Here is a 17,342-nt window from a genome sequence, read left to right on the forward strand (position 1 = left end):
ATGTCCGAGTCCGAGGTACGGGCCGCCGTCGAGCGGGAGATGCCCGGCGTACGCGCCGACCTGGAACGCCTCGTCCGCATCCCCGGCATCGCCTTCGAAGGCTTCGACCACTCACACGTGGAGCGTTCCGCCGAGGCGGTCGCCGAACTGCTGCGCGGCTGCGGCCTGGACGTCGACATCGTGCGCTCCGGCGGGCAGCCCGCGGTGATCGGCCGTCGGGCCGCCCCACCCGGTGCGCCCACCGTGCTGCTCTACGCCCACCACGACGTACAGCCGGTCGGTGACCGGTCGCTGTGGGAGTCCGACCCGTTCGAGCCGGTCGAGCGCGACGGTCGCCTGTACGCCCGGGGCGCGGCCGACGACAAGGCCGGCATCATGGCGCACGTCGCGGCGCTGCGCGCGTACGGGGACGCGCTGCCGGTCGGCGTGGCGCTGTTCATCGAGGGCGAGGAGGAGTACGGCTCCGACTCGCTGGAGCAACTGCTGCGCGAGCACCGCGACGAGATCGCCTCGGACGTCATCGTGATTGCCGACTCCGGCAACTGGGACATCGGCGTACCGGCGCTGACCACCTCGCTGCGCGGCGTCGTCAACTGCTTCGTCGAGGTCCGCACGCTGGACCACGCCGTGCACAGCGGCATGTTCGGGGGTGTCGTCCCGGACGCGCTCACCGCGCTGGTCCGCCTGTTGGCAACCCTGCACGACGACGCCGGTGACATGGCGGTGGACGGGCTGGTCAGCCGGGAGGGCGCTGCCGTCGACTACCCCGAGGACCGGATGCGGGCTGAGTCCGGACTGGCCGAGGGTGTCCAGTTCATCGGCACCGGCCGGCTCACCGACCGGGTCTGGACGAAGCCGGCGGTGTCGGTGCTCGGCATCGACGCGCCGTCCACCGGCGAGGCGCCGAACGCCCTGGTCCCGGCCGCGAAGGCGAAGCTCAACGTCCGTCTCGCGCCGGGAGACGACCCGAAGCGGGCGTACGCGGCGGTGCGCGCCCACCTGGAGAAGCACGCGCCGTGGGGCGCCCAGGTGACCGTCACTCTGGAGCACGACGGCGACCCGTGCGTGATCGACGCGTCCGGGCCGATGTTCGACGCCGCCCGCTCGGCGTTCCGCGCCGCCTGGGACGGCACCGACCCGGTCGACATCGGCATCGGCGGTTCGATCCCGTTCATCGCCACGTTCCAGGAGATGTTCCCGGATGCGGCGATCCTGGTGACCGGTGTGGAGGACCCGCACGCCCGCGCGCACGGCCCGAACGAGAGCCTGCACCTCGGCGAGTTCGCCAAGGTCTGCCTCGCCGAGGCGCTGCTGCTGGGCAAGGTGGCCGCGGCAAGCAGTTAGGTGTCGGCACGACAACTTTGCGTCTGATCTGGGAGTTTGCGGCGTGTCGCCGGGCGGCTTGTTATAGCCTTTCGAACATGAGTACGAACGAGGTGATGGCCCGGTTGGGGGCCGCCGTCAGCGCACTGGGGGACGTCGACGTCTCCGCGTGGTCCGAGGACACGCTCAACGACCAGCTCGGTGAGCTGTCCGCCGCCCTGGTCGCCCTCGACTCGGTGCTCTCCCGGGTCGCCGGCGAGGTCCGCGCCCGAGGGTTGCGCATCGAGGAGCCCGTCTCCGCCTGATTCCCGCCGCCCCCTCGTGGGCTGCGGCACCGCGCCGACACCGCCCGGGCACGGCAATGCCCGGGCGGTGTCGGAGGTGGCTGGCAGGATGGGCTTCGTGCGGTTCATCGACCTGGCGGCCACCTCCGCCGCCGTGGGCGCCACCAGCGGCCGGCGGGCCAAGGTGGAGCTGCTCGCCGACGCGCTGCGCCGGCTCGACCCGGCCGAGGTGGAGCCCGGCGCCGGCTATCTCGCCGGTGAGCTGCGTCAGCGGCAGACCGGCGTGGGCTACGCGAGCCTGCGTGACCTGCCGCCACCGGCCACCGAGCCGACGCTGACCGTGGCCGCCGTCGACGCGGCCATCGAGCAGATCGCCGCCGTGCAGGGCGCCGGGTCGCAGGCCCGCCGCCGGGCTCTGCTCGGCGGCCTCTACGCGGCGGCCACCGCCGACGAGCAACGGCTGCTCACCGGCCTGTTCGGCGGTGAGCTGCGCCAGGGCGCCCAGGCCGGGCTGCTCGCCGACGCCGTGGCCCGGGCCGCCGAGGTGCCGGTGGCGATCGTCCGTCGGGCCCTGCTGCTCGCCGGTGACCTGCGTGCCGTGGCGGTGGCCGCGCTGGCCGGCGGCGAGGCCGAGCTGGCCGGGTTCGGCCTGCGGGTCGGCCGGCCGCTGGCGCCGATGCTCGCGCAGAGCGCTCCCTCGGTCGACGAGGCGCTGGCCGCGACCGGCACGCCGGCGGTGGTCGACGTGAAGCTCGACGGCATCCGCATCCAGGTGCACCGCTCCGGCGCCGACATCGCCGTGTTCACCCGCAGCCTCGACGAGATCACCAACCGGGTGCCCGAGGTGGTCGCGGCGGTTCGCGCCCTGCCGGGCCGGGAGCTGGTGCTCGACGGCGAGGCGATCGGCCTGGACGAGACGGGCCGTCCGCTGCCGTTCCAGCAGACCTCCAGCCGGGCCGCCCGGCGCACCACACCGAGCACCACCGGGCGGACTCCGGTCGCCCCGGCGGTGCTCGCGGCCGCCGCCAGCACCGGCGCGACGGTGCTCACTCCGTACTTCTTCGACCTGCTGCACCTCGACGGCCAGGATCTGATCGACCTGCCCGGCCGGGAGCGGTGGGCCGCGCTCGCCGGCGCGGTGGACGCGTCGCTGCTGGTGGGGCGCATGGAGGTCGACGGCCCGGAGCAGGCCGGCGCGGCGTTCGCCGCCGCGCTCGACGCCGGCCAGGAGGGCGTGGTGGTCAAGGCACCGGACGCCCCCTACGACGCCGGCCGGCGCGGCGCCGCCTGGGTCAAGGTCAAGCCACGGCACACCCTCGACCTGGTGGTGCTCGCCGTCGAGTGGGGCAGCGGCCGGCGCAAGGGCTGGCTGTCCAACCTGCATCTGGGCGCCCGTGACCCGCGTACGGGCGACTTCGTGATGCTCGGCAAGACGTTCAAGGGGCTCACCGACGAGCTGCTGCGCTGGCAGACCGAGCGGTTCCTCGACCTCGCCGTGGAGCGCGGCGACTGGGTGGTCCGGGTCCGCCCGGAGCAGGTGGTGGAGATCGCTTTCGACGGGGTGCAGACGAGCACCCGCTATCCGGGTGGGATGGCCCTGCGGTTCGCTCGCGTGGTGCGCTACCGCGACGACAAGTCCGCCGCCGAGGCGGACACCATCGACGCGGTCCGCGCCATCCACGCCGGTCGGCTGAGCGGTTGACGGGCCACACCGGCCCTCGTCTCGCGCCGGGCCGGCCGCCCGCTCAGGCGGACGCGCTCGGCGTCGGCTCGGCCGCCCGGTCCAGCGGGGCGCTCGCGCTGTCGAGCCCGGCGGCCCGGCGTGCCTCGCGTCGGGCCACCCAGCCGTAGCCGAAGAGCGCCATCGCGGCGAAGAGCCACCACTGCACGACGTAACCGAAGTTCTGCCAGTTGTTGGTGTGCCCGACCGGCACGGCCTTGAACGCCCCGTCGGCGGCCGGGGTCTGGTCGTCCAGCAGCAGGTAGCCGCCGTAGACCGGGTAGGGCAGCTCGCGGGCCAGGCGCGGTACGGCGATCCGCCGCGTCTCCAGCCGGCCGTCGCGGCGGTCCACCGTGCCGGCGCCGCTCTCGGTCTCGTGCACCCGGCCGCTGACCGTCACGTCGCCGCCCGGCGGGGCGGGCACCGACGGCTGGGCGGTCGCCCCGCCCGGCGCGGGCGGGATCCAGCCCCGGTCCACCAGCAGCGCGCTGCCGTCGGGGAGCACCAGCGGGGTGAGCACCTCGAAGCCGACCCGGCTGTCGACCGTCCGACCACGGACCAGGACGGTGTTCGACGGGTCGTACCGGCCGGTGGCGGTGATCCGGGTCCAGACCTTGTCCTTCGCGGGGGCCGGGCCGGCGGTCCCGGGGCCGCCGGTGGGCGGGCGGAACGCGGCGGCCAGGGGCGCCGGGGCCATCCGCTCGCCCGCGTCGATCCGCTCGTTGATCTCGGTACGGCCCCGGTAGCGGTCCAGCTGCCAGTTGCCCAGCCACACCATGACGGCGGCGGCGACCAGGGTCAGCGCGAGGGCGCCCAACCAGCGTGGGCTCAGCAGGAACCGGTACACGGCACCGAGGCTACCCGTATGACCGGGGCCACTCACCGCGACCGGGCCGGGACCGTCCGCCGACCCCCGGTTGGCGGTGCTCGCCCGTCGGACCGGACGGGTATCGTCACGCCGACGGATCGACCTCCTCGGTTGTCCGTCGCGTACCCGCCGCCGCCCGCGAGGAGTCGATGATGACCGTCGTGCCGCGCCTGGTGCTCAGCGCACCGTCCTCCGGGCACGGAAAGAACGCGCTGGCGATCGGGCTGCTCGCCGCCCTGGCCGAGCGGGGTGTCGACGTCGCCGGGTTCAAGCTCGGCCCGGATCATGTCGACGCCGCGTACCTCGGTCTCGCCGCCGGTCGGCCCGGTCGGGTGATCGATCCCCGGCTGGTCGGCGTCGACCGGCTCGCCGCGCTTGTCGCACACGGCGCCGCGGGTGCCGCGCTCGCCGTCGTGCAGGGCAGCATGGGCCTGTACGACTCCGTCGGTGGCCGCCCGGAGCAGGAGTCCACGGCCGCCGCGGCCACCGCGCTGCGCAGTCCGGTGGTGCTGGTGGTCGACGTGGCCGCGATGGGGCAGTCGGTGGCCGCTTTGGTGCACGGTTTCCGCTCGTACGACGAGCAGTTGTGGCTGGGCGGGGTGATCCTCAACCGGGTGGCGTCGTCGCGGCACGAGGCGATGCTGCGCGAGGCGCTGGACGACGTCGGCGTGCCGGTCTACGGCGCGCTGCGTCGCCAGGACCTGCCGGCCGTGCTGCCGTCGCGCCGGCACGGGGTGGCGCCGGTGGTCGACTCCTCGACCGACGCGGTCCGTGCGGTGCGCCGGCTGGGCGAGGCGGTCGCCGCCACGGTCGACCTGGAGCGGCTGCTCGGGCTGGCCCGTTCCGCTCCGCCACTGCCGGCGGCGGCCTGGTCGCCGCAGGAGGCGCTCGGCGAGCTGGTCGTCCCGGCGCAGCGCCCGCTGGTGGCGCTCGCCGGCGGGCCGGGCGGCAGCTTCAGCCACCCGGAGACCGCGGAGCTGCTGTCGGCCGCCGGCGCCGAGGTGGTCACTGTCGATCCGCTGCGCGACGAGGCGCTGCCCGTCGGCACCCGCGCGCTGGTCGTCGGGGGTGCGCTGCCCGAGTCGTACGCCGAGCAGCTGTCGGCCAACCGGCGGCTCTGCATCGCGGTGGCCGAGCTGGCCCGCACCGGCCGGCCGGTGGTCGCCGAGGGCGCCGGCCTGCTGTGGCTGGCCCGGGAGCTGGACGGGCTGCCGATGTGCGGTGTGCTGGACGCGGTGGGTGTGAGCCGCGACGGCCTCGTGGTGGGCTACCGGGAGGCGACCGCCCAGACCGACAGCGTGGTCGCCGCGCGCGGCACGGTGGTCGTCGGGCACAAGGAGCACCGGGCGGTGCTCACCCCGCGCGCCGGTCAGCGGCCGGCCTGGAGCTGGGACGGCGGCACGCCGGAGGGTTTCGTGTGGCGCAACGTGCACGCCTCGCAGCTCACCCTGCACTGGGCGGGACACCCGGCGACCGCCGCCCGGGTGGTGGCGGCGGCGGTCAGCGAGCCGGCAGCCGACGCGGTGCCCGCGCAGCCTCCCGTGGTGCCCGCGTGATCGGTGAGTTGGCGGTCCGCCGGTTTCCGGCGTTGACCGTCTCCACCCCGCGTACCGAGGTGCGTCGGCTCACCGCGGCGGACGCGTCGGCCGCCGGGGAGATCTTCGCCGACAAGCTGACCCGGCGGTGGCTGCCGCTGGCCGACGACTCCGGCCCGATCGACGGGCACGCCTGGTGCACGGATCTGGCCCGGCAGCGGCGCGACAGCGGCGAGGGCGACCACTACGCGGTGGTCCGCCGGGAGGACGACCAGATGGTCGGCTCCCTCTGGACGCGGCGCACCGACTGGGGCGCCCGGCTCACCGAGGTCTCCTACGCGATGGCCCCCCACGCGCGGGGCTTCGGCCTGGCCGCCGAGGCGGTGGACGCGGTGGCCATCGCGCTGATCCTGGAGCACGGCTTCCAGCGGGTCGAGCTGCGGGTGGCACCCGGCAACCTGGCGTCCCGCCGGGTCGCCGAGAAGGCCGGCTTCAGCTACGAGGGGCTGCTGCGCAACGCCGGTTTCGTCGGCGGTGGCCGGGCCGACCTCGAACTGTGGTCGTTCGTGGCCGCTGATCTGCGCTGATCCGCGCCGTCATCCCACGATGGCGTCCGACGGTGGCGTGAACTGGCGGGTCGGCGTGCCCTTCAGGCCGTCGCGCAGGGTCTCGGCCACCGCCGCGATCGGGATCTGGGACTGCCCGTCACCGACGGCGTTGAACGGGTTGTCCGGGTCGGAGATGAAGCTCGCCGCGGCCAGCTCCGGGGTGTAGCCGACGAACCAGGCGGACCGGGTGCTGTCGGTGGTGCCCGTCTTGCCGGCGACCGGGCGGCCGACCGTACCCCGCACGCTGTCGGCGGTTGACCAGCCGCCGCAGCCGCCGCGTGCCGGACTGTCCCCGGTCGGGCAGCGGGCGGCGTCGGTGGCCGCCCGGGCGGCGTCGGCGCTGACCACCTGGCGGCAGCGCGGCTTGGCGACCTCACGGTGCAGACCGCCCGGAGTGGCGTACGTGGCCGGAGTGCCGTCCCGGTTCATGATCGCCTGCACCGGGATCGCCTCGCAGTAGCGGCCGTCGGCCGCGACGGCGGCGTAGGCGTTCGCCATCTCCAGCGGTGTGGCGTCGGAGACGCCCAGGGTGAACGCGCCCCACTTCTTGGCCTTGCCCGGGGACGCCTGTTCCCGGTCGACGTCGGTGCGCCAGCGCAGCCCGAGCTGTTCGGCCAGCCGGACCGCCCGGTCCGCGCCCACCTTCTCCTCCAGCCACACGAAGTACGTGTTGACCGACTTGCCGAAGCCGGACCACATGGTCTGTTGCCCGGTCATCGCTCCGCTGGCGTTGGAGGGCGCCCAGCCGTCGTAGACCGACGACTTGTAGCGGTACGGGGCGTTGAACGAGGTGGACAGCGTCATCCCCGAATCCAGCGCGGCCAGCATCGGGAACATCTTGAACGTCGACCCGGCCTGGTAGCCCGGCAGGTCGCCGCCGCCGAGCAGCGGCGCCACCGTGTTCGGATAGTTCGCCTTCACCTTCGGCCCGGCCTCCGGGTTGGAGCTGGGTGGGTTGTCGGCCAGGTCCAGGGAGTAGTTCCGGTTCACCGCCATCGCCTTCACGCGCCCGGTCCCCGGCTCGGAGACCACGATCCCGTTGGCGAACGGGCTGCCGGTGCCCTCCTTGGCGCCGACGTTCTTCTCCGCCGCCTCCTGGATCTTGGGGTCGAGGCTGAGCACGATGCGGTAGCCGCCCCGACGCAGCTTGTCCATCCGCTCCAGCCGGTTGGCCCCGAACGCGGGCTGCGAACTCCACCAGTTCTTCAGGTAGTCGCAGGCGAAGCCCCAGCTCCGGTACTTCTCGATGAGCGAGGCGCAGTCGCTCGGCGGGGTGGTGAGCTTCAGCCGGATCGGCTCGGTCTTCGCGGCGGCGGCCGAGTCGGGGGAGAGGTAGCCGAGCTGACTCATCCGGTCCAGCACATAGTTGCGCCGCCCGGTGGCGTCCTTCTGGTCGGTGTCGGCCGGGTCGTACTCGGAGGGGGACTTGACCAGCCCGGCGAGGGTGGCCGCCTCGACCGGGGTGAGGTCCTTCGGGGTCTTGGAGAAGAAGATCTCGCTGGCGGCGTAGATGCCGTACGCCCGGTGGCCGAAGTACGCGGAGTTCAGGTAGCGCTCGAGGATCTGCTCCTTGCTCAGCTCCTTCTCCAGGTCCAAGGCCATGCGCATCTCCTTGACCTTGCGCAGGCTGGTCTGCTGGGTGGCCTCCTGGACCTCCTTCGGGGTGTTCGCGCTGTCCCGCAGGGCCATCCGGACGTACTGCATGGTCAGTGTCGAGGCGCCCTGGGAGCCGCCGGAGCGGGCGTTGGACACGAAGGCGCGGGCCACGCCCTTTGGGTCGACGCCGTGGTGCTGGTAGAAGCGGTTGTCCTCGGCGGCGACGATCGCCTGCTGGATGTTCGGCGACATGTCCGACAGCTTCGTGTACTGCCGGTACTCCTCGTAGAACATGGTCAGCACGGTCTTGCCGTCCGGGGCGTAGAGGTAGGAGGTCTCGGCGGGCAGGGCGGTGGTCAGCAGTCTGGTCTTCTGCTCTGTGGCGTGCGCGGTGGCCTTCGCGCCGAGCCCGGTGAAGGCGACCACCGGGTACGCGACGGCGGCGATCACGATGCCGGCGATGAGGCCGGCGCGGAGAAGAGGAACGAGTCGACCAGCGGCAGCAAGGGGTCGGTTGCTCACGTGGCCAAGTTATGACATTTCCGATTCGTACATGAGAAGAACTCATAAACCCGCGAGGTGGTGACATGGCTTACGCCGACATCGACTGTCCCGCCGGCCACCTTCCCGGCAGGATCGCGGACATGCGCGATCAGTCTGCTGCCATCACCCCGCCCACCGGGGCCGAGCCGGACCTCGCGCACCACGGCGACGCCGAGGTGGGCGCCGGGCTGATCGACCTCGCCGTCAACGTCCGCCAGACGCCACCGCCGGCCTGGCTGGCCGACCCGATCGCCGCCACCCTCACCGACCTGGCCCGCTACCCCGACCCGGCGCCGGCCCGCGCCGCCGTCGCCGCCCGGCACCGGCGTCACCCGGACGAGGTACTCCTCACCGCCGGCGCCGCCGAGGGCTTCGTGCTGATCGCCCAGGCGCTGCGTGGCATCCGCCGACCCGTGGTGGTGCACCCGCAGTTCACCGAGCCGGAGGCGGCGCTACGGGCCGCCGGCCATCCGGTCGAGCGGGTGCTGCTGGACCCGGCCGACGGGTTCCGGCTCGATCCGTCCCTGGTGCCCGACGACGCCGACCTCGTGATGATCGGCAACCCGACGAATCCCACCTCGGTGCTGCACCCCGCGCGGACCGTGGCCGCGCTCGCCCGTCCCGGCCGGGTGCTGGTGGTCGACGAGGCGTTCGCCGACACCACCGGCGGCGCGCACCCCGGCGAGCCGGAGTCGCTGGCCGAGCGGCGGGATCTGCCCGGGCTGCTCGTCCTGCGCAGCCTCACCAAGACGTGGGGCCTGGCCGGCCTGCGGATCGGCTACCTGCTCGGCGCCCCGGAGCTGCTGTCCCGCCTGGCCGCCGTCCAGCCGCTGTGGGCCGTCTCCACGCCCGCGCTGGCCGCCGCCGCGGCCTGCGCCACCGGAGTCGCGGTCGAGGCCGAACGCGCGATCGCCGCCGACCTCGCCGCCGACCGCGACCACCTGGTCGCGCGCCTGGCCGACCTGCCCGGCGTACGCGTCGCGGGCCGCCCGGCCAGCGCGTTCGTCCTGCTGCACCTGCCCGACGCGAACCGGGTCCGAGAGGGCCTGCGCGACCGGGGCTGGGCGGTACGCCGGGGCGACACCTTCCCCGGGCTCGGCCCGGACTGGCTGCGGGTGGCGGTACGCGACCGGAACACCACCGACGCGTTCATCGAGGTGCTGCGCGAGACCATGGAGGCATGATGCTGGAGACCACGATTTCGGCCATCCGGCCACTCGACGAGGCGGCGATGGCCGCCGCCCGCGAGCTGCACGGCCGGCTGACCAAGCCGCCGGGCTCGCTGGGCCTGCTGGAGGATCTGTCGGTACGCCTCGCCGGGCTGGCCGGGGCCTGCCCACCGCCGGTGCCCGAGCCGGCCGCCGTGGCGATCTTCGCGGGCGACCACGGGGTGCACGCCCAGGGGGTCAGCCCGTGGCCGCAGGAGGTCACCGGGCAGATGATCGGCAACTTCCTGGCCGGCGGTGCGGTCGTCAACGCGTTCGCCCGCCAGGCCGGCGCCTCGGTCACCGTGGTCGACGTCGGGGTGGCCACCCCGCTGCCCGTCCCCGAGGCTTCCGGTCCGGCCGACCCGTCCGCGCCCCGACTGGTCACCGCCTCCGTGCGCCGAGGCACCCGGGACCTCACGGTGACCGCCGCGCTCACCCGGGACGAGGCGCTGGCCGCGGTGCGGACCGGCATCCGGATCGCCGACGAGCTGATCGACGCCGGGGCGGGCATCCTGCTCACCGGGGACATGGGCATCGGCAACACCACCCCGGCCGCCGCGCTGATCGCCGCGTTCACCGGCGTCGACCCGCTCGACTCCACCGGCCGGGGCACCGGGATCGACGACCCGACGTACGCCCGCAAGGTGGCCGTCGTGCGGGCCGCGCTGGCCCGGCACACGCCCGATCCGGCCGACCCGCTGGGCGTGCTCGCCGCCGTCGGTGGCCTGGAGCACGCCGCGCTGGCCGGGCTGATCCTGGGCGCCGCGGCCCGCCGTACGCCGGTCCTGCTGGACGGCGTGATCGCGGTGTCGGCGGCGCTCGCCGCCGCCGCGTTCGCACCGGACGCGGTCGCGGCCATGGTCGCCGGGCACCGCTCGGCCGAGCCGGGCGCGACGGTGGCGCTGCGGCATCTCGGCCTCGACCCGCTGATCGACCTGGGGCTGCGCCTCGGCGAGGGCACCGGCGCGCTGTTGGCCCTGCCGGTGGTCACCGGCGCGGTCCGCGTGCTGCACGACGTGGCCACCTTCGACTCCGCCGGGGTGGCCGAGAAGTGACGGTGCCCAACGAGCGGGCGGTCCGGCTCGGTGGTGCGGCGTGAGCGCCAGCCCGTACCCGCTCGGCCTGCGGCTCGAGGGGCGACGTGTGGTCGTGGTGGGCGGCGGTGCGGTCGCCACCCGGCGGGTGCCGGCGCTGCTGGATGCCGGCGCGGACGTCCTGCTGGTGGCCCCGGAGCTGACCCCGGCGCTGCGGGCCCGGGTGGACGCGGGTCGGCTGCACTGGGTGCCGCGCCGGTTCGTGCCCGAGGACCTGGACGGGGCCTGGCTGGTCCAGGTGGCGATCGACGATCCGATGGCGGCGGCTGCGGTGAGCGCCGTCGCCGCCGAACGGCGGATCTTCTGCGTCCGGGCCGACGACCGGACCGCCGCCACGGCCTGGACGCCGGCGGTGACCCGTCACGGCCCGGTCACCGTGGCGGTGCTCGGCGGCGGAGATCCTCGCCGCGCGATGACCGTCCGCGACGCCATCCGCGACCTGCTCGCCGTGCGCGTCGCTGCTCCGACGCGGGTCCGGCCCGACGCCGAGGCGACGACCGGCGCGACCGCCGGGCGGGTGGCGCTGGTCGGGGCCGGCCCGGGAGACCCGGAGCTGATCACCGTGAAGGGTTGGCGGTTGCTCACCGAGGCCGACGTGGTGGTCGCCGACCGGCTGGTGCCGGGTCTGCTCCTGGACGAACTCCGCGCCGACGTCGAGCTGGTGGACGCCTCGAAGATCCCCTACGGTCCGTCCCGGGCCCAGGAGGAGATCAACCGGATCCTGGTCGACCGGGCCCTGGCCGGCGCCGTCGTGGTCCGGCTCAAGGGCGGCGACCCGTACGTCTTCGGCCGTGGCGGCGAGGAGCTACTGGCCTGCGCGGCGGCCGGCGTGCCGGTGACCGTCGTCCCGGGAGTGACCAGCTCGATCGCCGCTCCGGCGGCGGCCGGGATCCCGGTCACCCACCGGGGGGTGGCGCACGAGTTCACCGTCGTCTCCGGCCACGTGGCACCCGACTCGCCGGCCTCGCTGGTGCGCTGGGACGCCCTCGCGGGCCTGCGCGGCACCCTGGTGATCCTGATGGGGCTCAAGAACCTCGCCGCCATCGCCGAGACCCTGATCGCGCACGGCCGGTCGCCGCAGACGCCGGCCGCGGTCGTTCAGGAGGGCACCACGGGCGCCCAACGGACGCTGCGGTCCACGCTCGGCGCGGTGGCCGCCGACGCGCTCACCGCCGAGGTGCGCCCGCCCGCGGTCGTGGTGCTCGGCGACGTGGTGGGTGCCCTCGACGGGTGACCGGTGGCACGGTCCACCCGGGCGCGGAGCGGCCCCGGGCGGTGCGGGCGGCAGAGCGGACCCCGGGCGGTGCGGGCGGCGGAGACCGGCTGGTCCCCGCGCGCGTCCTTTGCTCTGCTTCAACCGACGCAACACCCAGAAGGCGTTTGTGTTGCGTGGAGTGAAGCAGAGCAAAGGACGCGCAGAGGGCGACGCGAGGGCCGTGACGGCGGCTCTCGGGTGACCGGTACCCGCCGGTGGGGTTCGACCGGCCGGCGTCGGCCGAATGACGAAGGGCCGGAGCAGCGCTGCCCCGGCCCTTCGTCGAACTGACTGTCGGCTACTGCTTGAGCATGTTGTCGAGCAGCAGGGCGCAGCGGATCAGCCCGAGGTGGCTGTACGCCTGCGGGTGGTTGCCCAGGCCGCGCTCGGCGAGCGGGTCGTACTGCTCGGGGAGCAGGCCGGTCGGGCCGGCGGTCAGCACCATCTGCGCGAACAGCTCCTCGGCGTCGGTGCGGCGGCCGGTACGCAGGTACGCCTCGATCAGCCACGCCGTGCAGATGTGGAAACCGCCCTCACGGCCGGGCAGGCCGTCGTCCCAGTGGTAGCGGTAGACGACCGGGCCGCTGCGCAGGTCCGCCTCGATCTTCAGGACGGTGGACAGGAAGCGCGGGTCGTCACCCGGGAGCAGGCCGGAGAGGCCGATCCAGAGCGACGAGGCGTCCATGTCCTCGTCCCCGTACGCGACGCTGTACGCCTCGACGTCGTCGTGCCAGCCGTGCTCCAGCACGTTGGCGCCGATCCGGTCGCGCAGGTCCTTCCACTCCGGCCGGTCCTCGCCGCCGTGCTGGCGCATCACGTGCAGCGCCCGGTCGACGGTCATCCAGCACATCACCTTGGAGAAGACGTGGTGCCGGGGTGGCAGCCGCGCCTCCCAGATCCCGTGGTCGGGCTCGTGCCAACGGCGGCGAACCGCCTCGACCATGTTCTCCAGGACCCGCCACTCGTCGTCGCGGACCGAGCCGCGCGCGTCGGCGACCGCCGCGATCAGGTCGGCGATCGGGCCGAACACGTCGAGCTGGAGCTGGTGGTTGGCGAGGTTGCCGACCCGGACCGGCCGGGAGCCGGCGTACCCGGGCAGCGTGTCGATGACCGCCTCAGCGCCCAGCTCGTAGCCGTCGATGGTGTAGAGCGGGTGCAGTCGCTCCGGGTGGCCACCGGTGCGCTCGATGCAGCCGTCGACCCAGCGCAGGAACGCCTCGGCCTCCTCGATGGACCCGAGGTCGACCAGCGCGCGGGCGGTCAGCGCGGCGTCACGCAGCCAGCAGTAGCGGTAGTCCCAGTTGCGGACGCCGCCCAGCTCCTCGGGGAGGGAGGTGGTCGCCGCGGCCAGGATCGAGCCGGTGATCTCGTGGCAGAGCCCGCGCAGGGTGAGCGCGCTGCGGGCCACCAGGTCGCGGGAGGTGGACGGCAGCCGCAGCGAGGCCACCCAGTCCTTCCACGGCTGCTCGGCCGTGGCCTGCCGCTCGTGGATCGGCACCCGGTGGTGCTCCAGGCTGTGCGTGCCGAAGCGCAGCTCCAGCACGACCTGCCCGCCGGCGGCCGACAGGTCGACGGTCGCCTTGGCGGTCTCGTACCCACCGTCGTTGTTGACCTGCCACTCGACCCCGGGGGAGTAGAGGGCGACCGGTTCGTTCGAGCCGAGCACCAGCAGGCCGTCGCCGAGCGGCTGCAACTGCACGGCGACCTGACCGAACTCGGGGCGCGGGGCGAACTCCACCCGGACCCGACCGCTGCCGGTGAGCACCCGGACCAGGGTCGAGTCGCCGGTGACCACCGCCGGGCCGTCCGGCGTCGTCTCGCGGGCCGGCTTGTCCAGCCAGTCGGTGACGGTGAGCCCGGACCACCGGGTCTCGACGGTCATCGTGCCGGAGCGGTAGCGCTGGCCCAGCGGGATGCCCCCGCGCTCCGGGGCGACGCTGAAGTGACCGGCCGGGCTGCCACCGACCAGGTCGGCGAAGATCGCCGCCGAGTCCGGCTTGGGGTGGCAGAGCCAGCTGACCTTCGCCTCCGGCGTGAGCAACGCGACCGTACGACCGTTGGCCAGCATCGAGTGCCGCTCGATCGGCACCGCCCGCTCGCCGAAGAGCCAGTGGCGGCGGGTCTCCAGCAGCAGCCCGAGCGCGCGGGCTGCCTCGATGGGCTCGGCCACCCGGAAGCCGGCCTTGGTCTCGCCGGGGCCGATCTTGATGCCGAGGTCCGGCCCGTGCAGGTTGCCGAAGGCGTTCTCGTCGGTGACGTCGTCGCCGATGAAGAGCACCGCGCTGGCCGAGAGCTGGGTCCGGAGCTGGTCGACGGCGGTGCCCTTGTGGGTGGCCACCACGGACAGCTCGATGACCTCCTTGCCCTGCGTCACCGTGACGCCGTCGAAGGTGGCCGGGCCGTTGCGGACCGCCTCGATGGCCGCGGCGGCGACCTGCGGGTCGACGCCCCGGGTGTGCACCGCGACGCTGGCCGGCTTGCGTTCCAGCCGGATGCCGGGGTGTTCGGCGGCGATCTCCCGCAGCGCGTTGCGCACCTGGGTGCGCACCGCGACCAGCTCGGGGGAGAGGCGCTCGACGAAGCCGATGTCGAACTCGGAGCCGTGACTGCCGACGAGGTGCACCTCGCTGGGCAACCGGGAGAGCGCGGCAAGGTCCCGCAGAGCCCGGCCGGAGACCACGGCCACGCTCGTCTGCGGCAGCGCGGCGAGCGCGCGGATCGCCGCAACCGACTCGGGCAGCGGTACGGCGGTGCTCGGGTCCTCCACGATCGGCGCGAGTGTGCCGTCGTAGTCGCAGGCGATCAGGAGCTGCGGAACCCGGGCGATCCGGCCGATGGCGGAGCGCAGCTCGGGGTCCAGCACCCCCGTGGTGATCGCCGCTCCGTCGGTGACGGACGTGTTCACGCGGCCTCCGCCTCGGGAACTCCGAGTTCGGAGAGGAAAGACTTGGCCCAGTGCCCCACGTCGTGGGTACGCAGGTGACGTTGCATTGTCCGCATCCGGCGGCGTGCCTCGGTTTTCTCCACGTGCACGGCCCGGAGCAGGGCGTCCTTGACCGCGTCCGGGTCGTGCGGGTTACACAGGAAGGCCTGGCGCAGCTCCGTTGCGGCGCCAGCGAACTCGCTGAGCACGAGCGCACCGCCCTGGTCGGCGCGTGATGCGACGTACTCCTTGGCGACGAGATTCATACCGTCTCGCAGCGGGGTCACCATCATCACGTCCGCAGCAACGTACATCGCGGCCAGTTCACTGCGACTGTACGACTGATGGAGGTAATGCACGGCCGGCACGCCGACTCGGCCGAATTCGCCATTAATGCGACCAACTTCGCGCTCTACCTTGACCCGAAGTGCCTGGTAGTGCTCGACGCGCTCGCGGCTCGGCGTGGCCACCTGCACCATAACGGCGTCCGGAACTGTCAACTTTCCGTCAGCGAGCAACTCGCGGAACGCCTTGAGCCGCAACTCGATGCCCTTGGTGTAATCCAGCCGGTCCACGCCCAGGATGATCGTCTTCGGGTCGCCCAGCTCGGCGCGGATCTGCTTGGCCCGCGCCTGGATCGCCGGGTCGGCGGCCATCCGTTCCATCTCCTGGGTGTCGATCGAGATGGGGAAGGCGCCCGCCTTCACCTGTCGCCCGTCGACCTGGATCATCTGCCCCTCGTAGCGCAGGCCGAGGAGGTGCCGGGCCAGCCGTACGAAGTTCTGCGCGGCCAGCCGCTGCTGGAAGCCCACCAGGTCCGCGCCGAGCAGACCGCGCAGGATCTCGGTGCGGAACGGCATCTGCATGAACAGCTCGATCGGCGGGAACGGGATGTGCAGGAAGAACCCGATCCGCAGGTCCGGACGCAGCTCGCGGAGCATCGCGGGGACCAGTTGGAGCTGGTAGTCCTGCACCCAGACCGTCGCGCCCTCGGCCGCCACGTCCGCCGCGGCCTCCGCGAACCGCGCGTTGACCAGGCGGTACGCCTCGCGCCAGCGCCGCTTGTACGCCGGTGTCTCCACGGCGTCGTGGTAGAGCGGCCAGATCGTCGCATTCGACTGGCCCTCGTAGTAGCGCTCCAACTCCTCGGCGCTCAGCGGCACCGGATGCAGCCGGATCCCCTCCAGGTCGAACGGTTCGGGGGCGGCGCCGGTGCCGCCGGCCCAGCCGACCCAGGTGCCATGCTGTTCGGCGAGCACAGGATGCAGCGCGGTGACCAGCCCGCCTGGGCTGCGTCGCCACTGCCGTCCCTCGGGTGTGCTCACCTCGTCGACCGGCAGACGGTTTGCCACAACGACAAAGGAGCTACGGACGGTCACGATCGGCCACCTCCGGGTGCTGACGGGTCCACCGCGATGAGCGTACTGAGCGTAGCTGCGGCGTCTTGTGCCCCGTGCCGGAGTCTCCTACCCGCCTCGGTCTGGCCGAATCCTACAGGTGATCTTGTCGACAGCCGTGGCGGTCAGAGATCGATGATCGGCCACTCCTTGGGCAGTACCTCACCAAGCAGTTCCCGCCGATCCGTCATGATCGGTACGACCGCTCGGGCTGCCGCTTCGATCGCAACCTGGGCGAGATCGATGCTGCCCAGGAGGCGGGACCAGCCGCCCAGGATGGGGCACATGTTGTGATCGACCGGCGCGACAACTACAGCTTCGAGATCGGAGACAATGTCCAGCAACGGCCAGCCGTCGCTGGACACTCGGCGATATGCGGCTGTCAGGCACATGGCCGGAATGATCACGGACTCCCGGCGGTAGGCAACCTTGGCGATCTGGATGCCCACAGCCGGCTCTCCTTCGGAGTAGGCCAGCAATGCGGTGGTGTCGAGTACGAGTCCCGCGTCAGTCACGAACCTGTAGCCGTCCCCGCGACGCCTCGTTCAGCAGCGCGGCGGCCTTGGCGCGCAACTCGGGAGTTATTGCCTGGCGAGCCTCATCCAACTTGCGCCCGGCCTCCTCGAGGCCCTCGTCGGTGATCTTGAAACCGATCTGCTCCAGAATCCGCCGGGTTCGTTCACCGACCATTCGTTGGCGGATGCTCTCCGTCACGAAGGCGGACACGTTGGGCTCGGTGGCCAGCCGTTCTGCGACGTCGTCCGGGATGCTGATGGCGATCTTTTTGGTCACACTCAAGACGGTAGTGAGTTATACCGACTCCGGCAATGCGGCTCGCCGGCGTACTCCTGGGGCGGGGTGATGTGGGCGAAGCGCGCCGTACCTGTCAGGATTGACGATGGCGTGCGCGCGGCCGGCTCCCGGCCGGCGGCGGCGGGTGCAGGTCCCAGCCCGCGCCGCGCCGCCGACTCAGGCGACAGCAAACCGA

The 17,342-nt window shown here is 73.2% G+C and carries 14 protein-coding genes; 8 read left to right on the plus strand and 6 right to left on the minus strand.

The genetic code is table 11. From position 1 onward, the window contains the following. From ACFYPH_RS27540 to ACFYPH_RS27550, 3 genes are all read left to right on the plus strand, one after another. The gene (locus ACFYPH_RS27540) at positions 1 to 1,344 is read left to right on the plus strand and encodes a dipeptidase (RefSeq protein ID WP_387185908.1); all 1,344 of its coding nucleotides are present in this window, start codon (positions 1 to 3) and stop codon (positions 1,342 to 1,344) included. Between the two features lie 77 nt (positions 1,345 to 1,421). Further along, positions 1,422 to 1,628 carry a hypothetical protein gene (locus ACFYPH_RS27545; protein ID WP_007464240.1) on the plus strand — a complete coding sequence of 69 codons (207 nt, stop codon included), beginning with the start codon at positions 1,422 to 1,424 and terminating at the stop codon, positions 1,626 to 1,628. 88 nt (positions 1,629 to 1,716) lie between these two features. Beyond that, positions 1,717 to 3,309: an ATP-dependent DNA ligase gene (locus ACFYPH_RS27550; RefSeq protein WP_355066226.1), complete on the plus strand. Its 1,593-nt coding sequence runs from the start codon at positions 1,717 to 1,719 to the stop codon at positions 3,307 to 3,309. A gap of 43 nt (positions 3,310 to 3,352) precedes the next feature. Here the strand turns inward: ACFYPH_RS27550 and ACFYPH_RS27555 are convergent, their stop codons facing one another. Beyond that, positions 3,353 to 4,174 (minus strand): SURF1 family protein, encoded by an 822-nt coding sequence (locus tag ACFYPH_RS27555; protein WP_387185832.1) that lies wholly within the window; start codon positions 4,172 to 4,174, stop codon positions 3,353 to 3,355. 173 nt (positions 4,175 to 4,347) lie between these two features. Here ACFYPH_RS27555 and ACFYPH_RS27560 point away from each other — a divergent pair, with 173 nt between their 5' ends. Both ACFYPH_RS27560 and ACFYPH_RS27565 read left to right on the plus strand, forming a co-directional pair. Continuing rightward, positions 4,348 to 5,751, plus strand: a complete 1,404-nt coding sequence (locus tag ACFYPH_RS27560; protein WP_355066156.1) for a cobyrinate a,c-diamide synthase — start codon at positions 4,348 to 4,350, stop codon at positions 5,749 to 5,751. Beyond that, positions 5,748 to 6,317 (plus strand): GNAT family protein, encoded by a 570-nt coding sequence (locus tag ACFYPH_RS27565; RefSeq protein WP_354858796.1) that lies wholly within the window; start codon positions 5,748 to 5,750, stop codon positions 6,315 to 6,317. Before ACFYPH_RS27560 ends, ACFYPH_RS27565 begins: the two co-directional genes overlap by 4 nt. A 9-nt stretch (positions 6,318 to 6,326) precedes the next feature. Here ACFYPH_RS27565 and ACFYPH_RS27570 read toward each other — a convergent pair whose 3' ends face one another. After that, complete coding sequence (locus tag ACFYPH_RS27570) at positions 6,327 to 8,456, minus strand: transglycosylase domain-containing protein (RefSeq protein ID WP_354858798.1); 2,130 nt, start codon at positions 8,454 to 8,456, stop codon at positions 6,327 to 6,329. A gap of 122 nt (positions 8,457 to 8,578) precedes the next feature. Between ACFYPH_RS27570 and cobC the strand changes: the two genes are divergently transcribed. The 3 genes from cobC to cobA are packed head-to-tail and all read left to right on the plus strand — an operon-like array spanning position 8,579 to position 12,013. Beyond that, positions 8,579 to 9,661, plus strand: a complete 1,083-nt coding sequence (cobC, locus tag ACFYPH_RS27575) for an Rv2231c family pyridoxal phosphate-dependent protein CobC (protein ID WP_354858830.1) — start codon at positions 8,579 to 8,581, stop codon at positions 9,659 to 9,661. Then, positions 9,661 to 10,740, plus strand: coding sequence for a nicotinate-nucleotide--dimethylbenzimidazole phosphoribosyltransferase (gene cobT, locus ACFYPH_RS27580; RefSeq protein WP_355138220.1), 1,080 nt, complete (start codon positions 9,661 to 9,663; stop codon positions 10,738 to 10,740). The genes cobC and cobT overlap by 1 nt, the downstream gene beginning before the upstream one ends. A gap of 40 nt (positions 10,741 to 10,780) precedes the next feature. Further along, positions 10,781 to 12,013, plus strand: a complete 1,233-nt coding sequence (cobA, locus tag ACFYPH_RS27585) for a uroporphyrinogen-III C-methyltransferase (RefSeq protein WP_355137839.1) — start codon at positions 10,781 to 10,783, stop codon at positions 12,011 to 12,013. Positions 12,014 to 12,332: 319 nt separating this feature from the next. Here the strand turns inward: cobA and otsB are convergent, their stop codons facing one another. The 4 genes from otsB to ACFYPH_RS27605 form a co-directional block, all read right to left on the minus strand. Beyond that, positions 12,333 to 14,939 carry a trehalose-phosphatase gene (gene otsB / locus ACFYPH_RS27590; protein ID WP_355137837.1) on the minus strand — a complete coding sequence of 869 codons (2,607 nt, stop codon included), beginning with the start codon at positions 14,937 to 14,939 and terminating at the stop codon, positions 12,333 to 12,335. After that, complete coding sequence (locus ACFYPH_RS27595; protein ID WP_355066161.1) at positions 14,936 to 16,336, minus strand: trehalose-6-phosphate synthase; 1,401 nt, start codon at positions 16,334 to 16,336, stop codon at positions 14,936 to 14,938. Before ACFYPH_RS27595 ends, otsB begins: the two co-directional genes overlap by 4 nt. A 143-nt stretch (positions 16,337 to 16,479) precedes the next feature. Next, positions 16,480 to 16,803 carry a hypothetical protein gene (locus ACFYPH_RS27600; RefSeq protein WP_354858808.1) on the minus strand — a complete coding sequence of 108 codons (324 nt, stop codon included), beginning with the start codon at positions 16,801 to 16,803 and terminating at the stop codon, positions 16,480 to 16,482. 58 nt (positions 16,804 to 16,861) lie between these two features. Next, positions 16,862 to 17,146 (minus strand): hypothetical protein, encoded by a 285-nt coding sequence (locus tag ACFYPH_RS27605; RefSeq protein ID WP_355137835.1) that lies wholly within the window; start codon positions 17,144 to 17,146, stop codon positions 16,862 to 16,864. Positions 17,147 to 17,342 lie beyond the last annotated feature (196 nt).

The organism is Micromonospora sp. NPDC005252 (assembly GCF_042872475.1).
Taxonomy (GTDB): Bacteria; Actinomycetota; Actinomycetes; order Mycobacteriales; family Micromonosporaceae; genus Micromonospora.

Coding starts and splice junctions, on each gene's coding strand:
- ACFYPH_RS27550 (WP_355066226.1), top strand. CDS start 1,717: ATGGGCTTCGTGCGGTTCATCGACCTGGCGGCCACCTCCGCCGCCGTG.
- ACFYPH_RS27545 (WP_007464240.1), top strand. CDS start 1,422: ATGAGTACGAACGAGGTGATGGCCCGGTTGGGGGCCGCCGTCAGCGCA.
- cobT (WP_355138220.1), top strand. CDS start 9,661: ATGCTGGAGACCACGATTTCGGCCATCCGGCCACTCGACGAGGCGGCG.
- ACFYPH_RS27540 (WP_387185908.1), top strand. CDS start 1: ATGTCCGAGTCCGAGGTACGGGCCGCCGTCGAGCGGGAGATGCCCGGC.
- cobC (WP_354858830.1), top strand. CDS start 8,579: ATGCGCGATCAGTCTGCTGCCATCACCCCGCCCACCGGGGCCGAGCCG.
- ACFYPH_RS27560 (WP_355066156.1), top strand. CDS start 4,348: ATGACCGTCGTGCCGCGCCTGGTGCTCAGCGCACCGTCCTCCGGGCAC.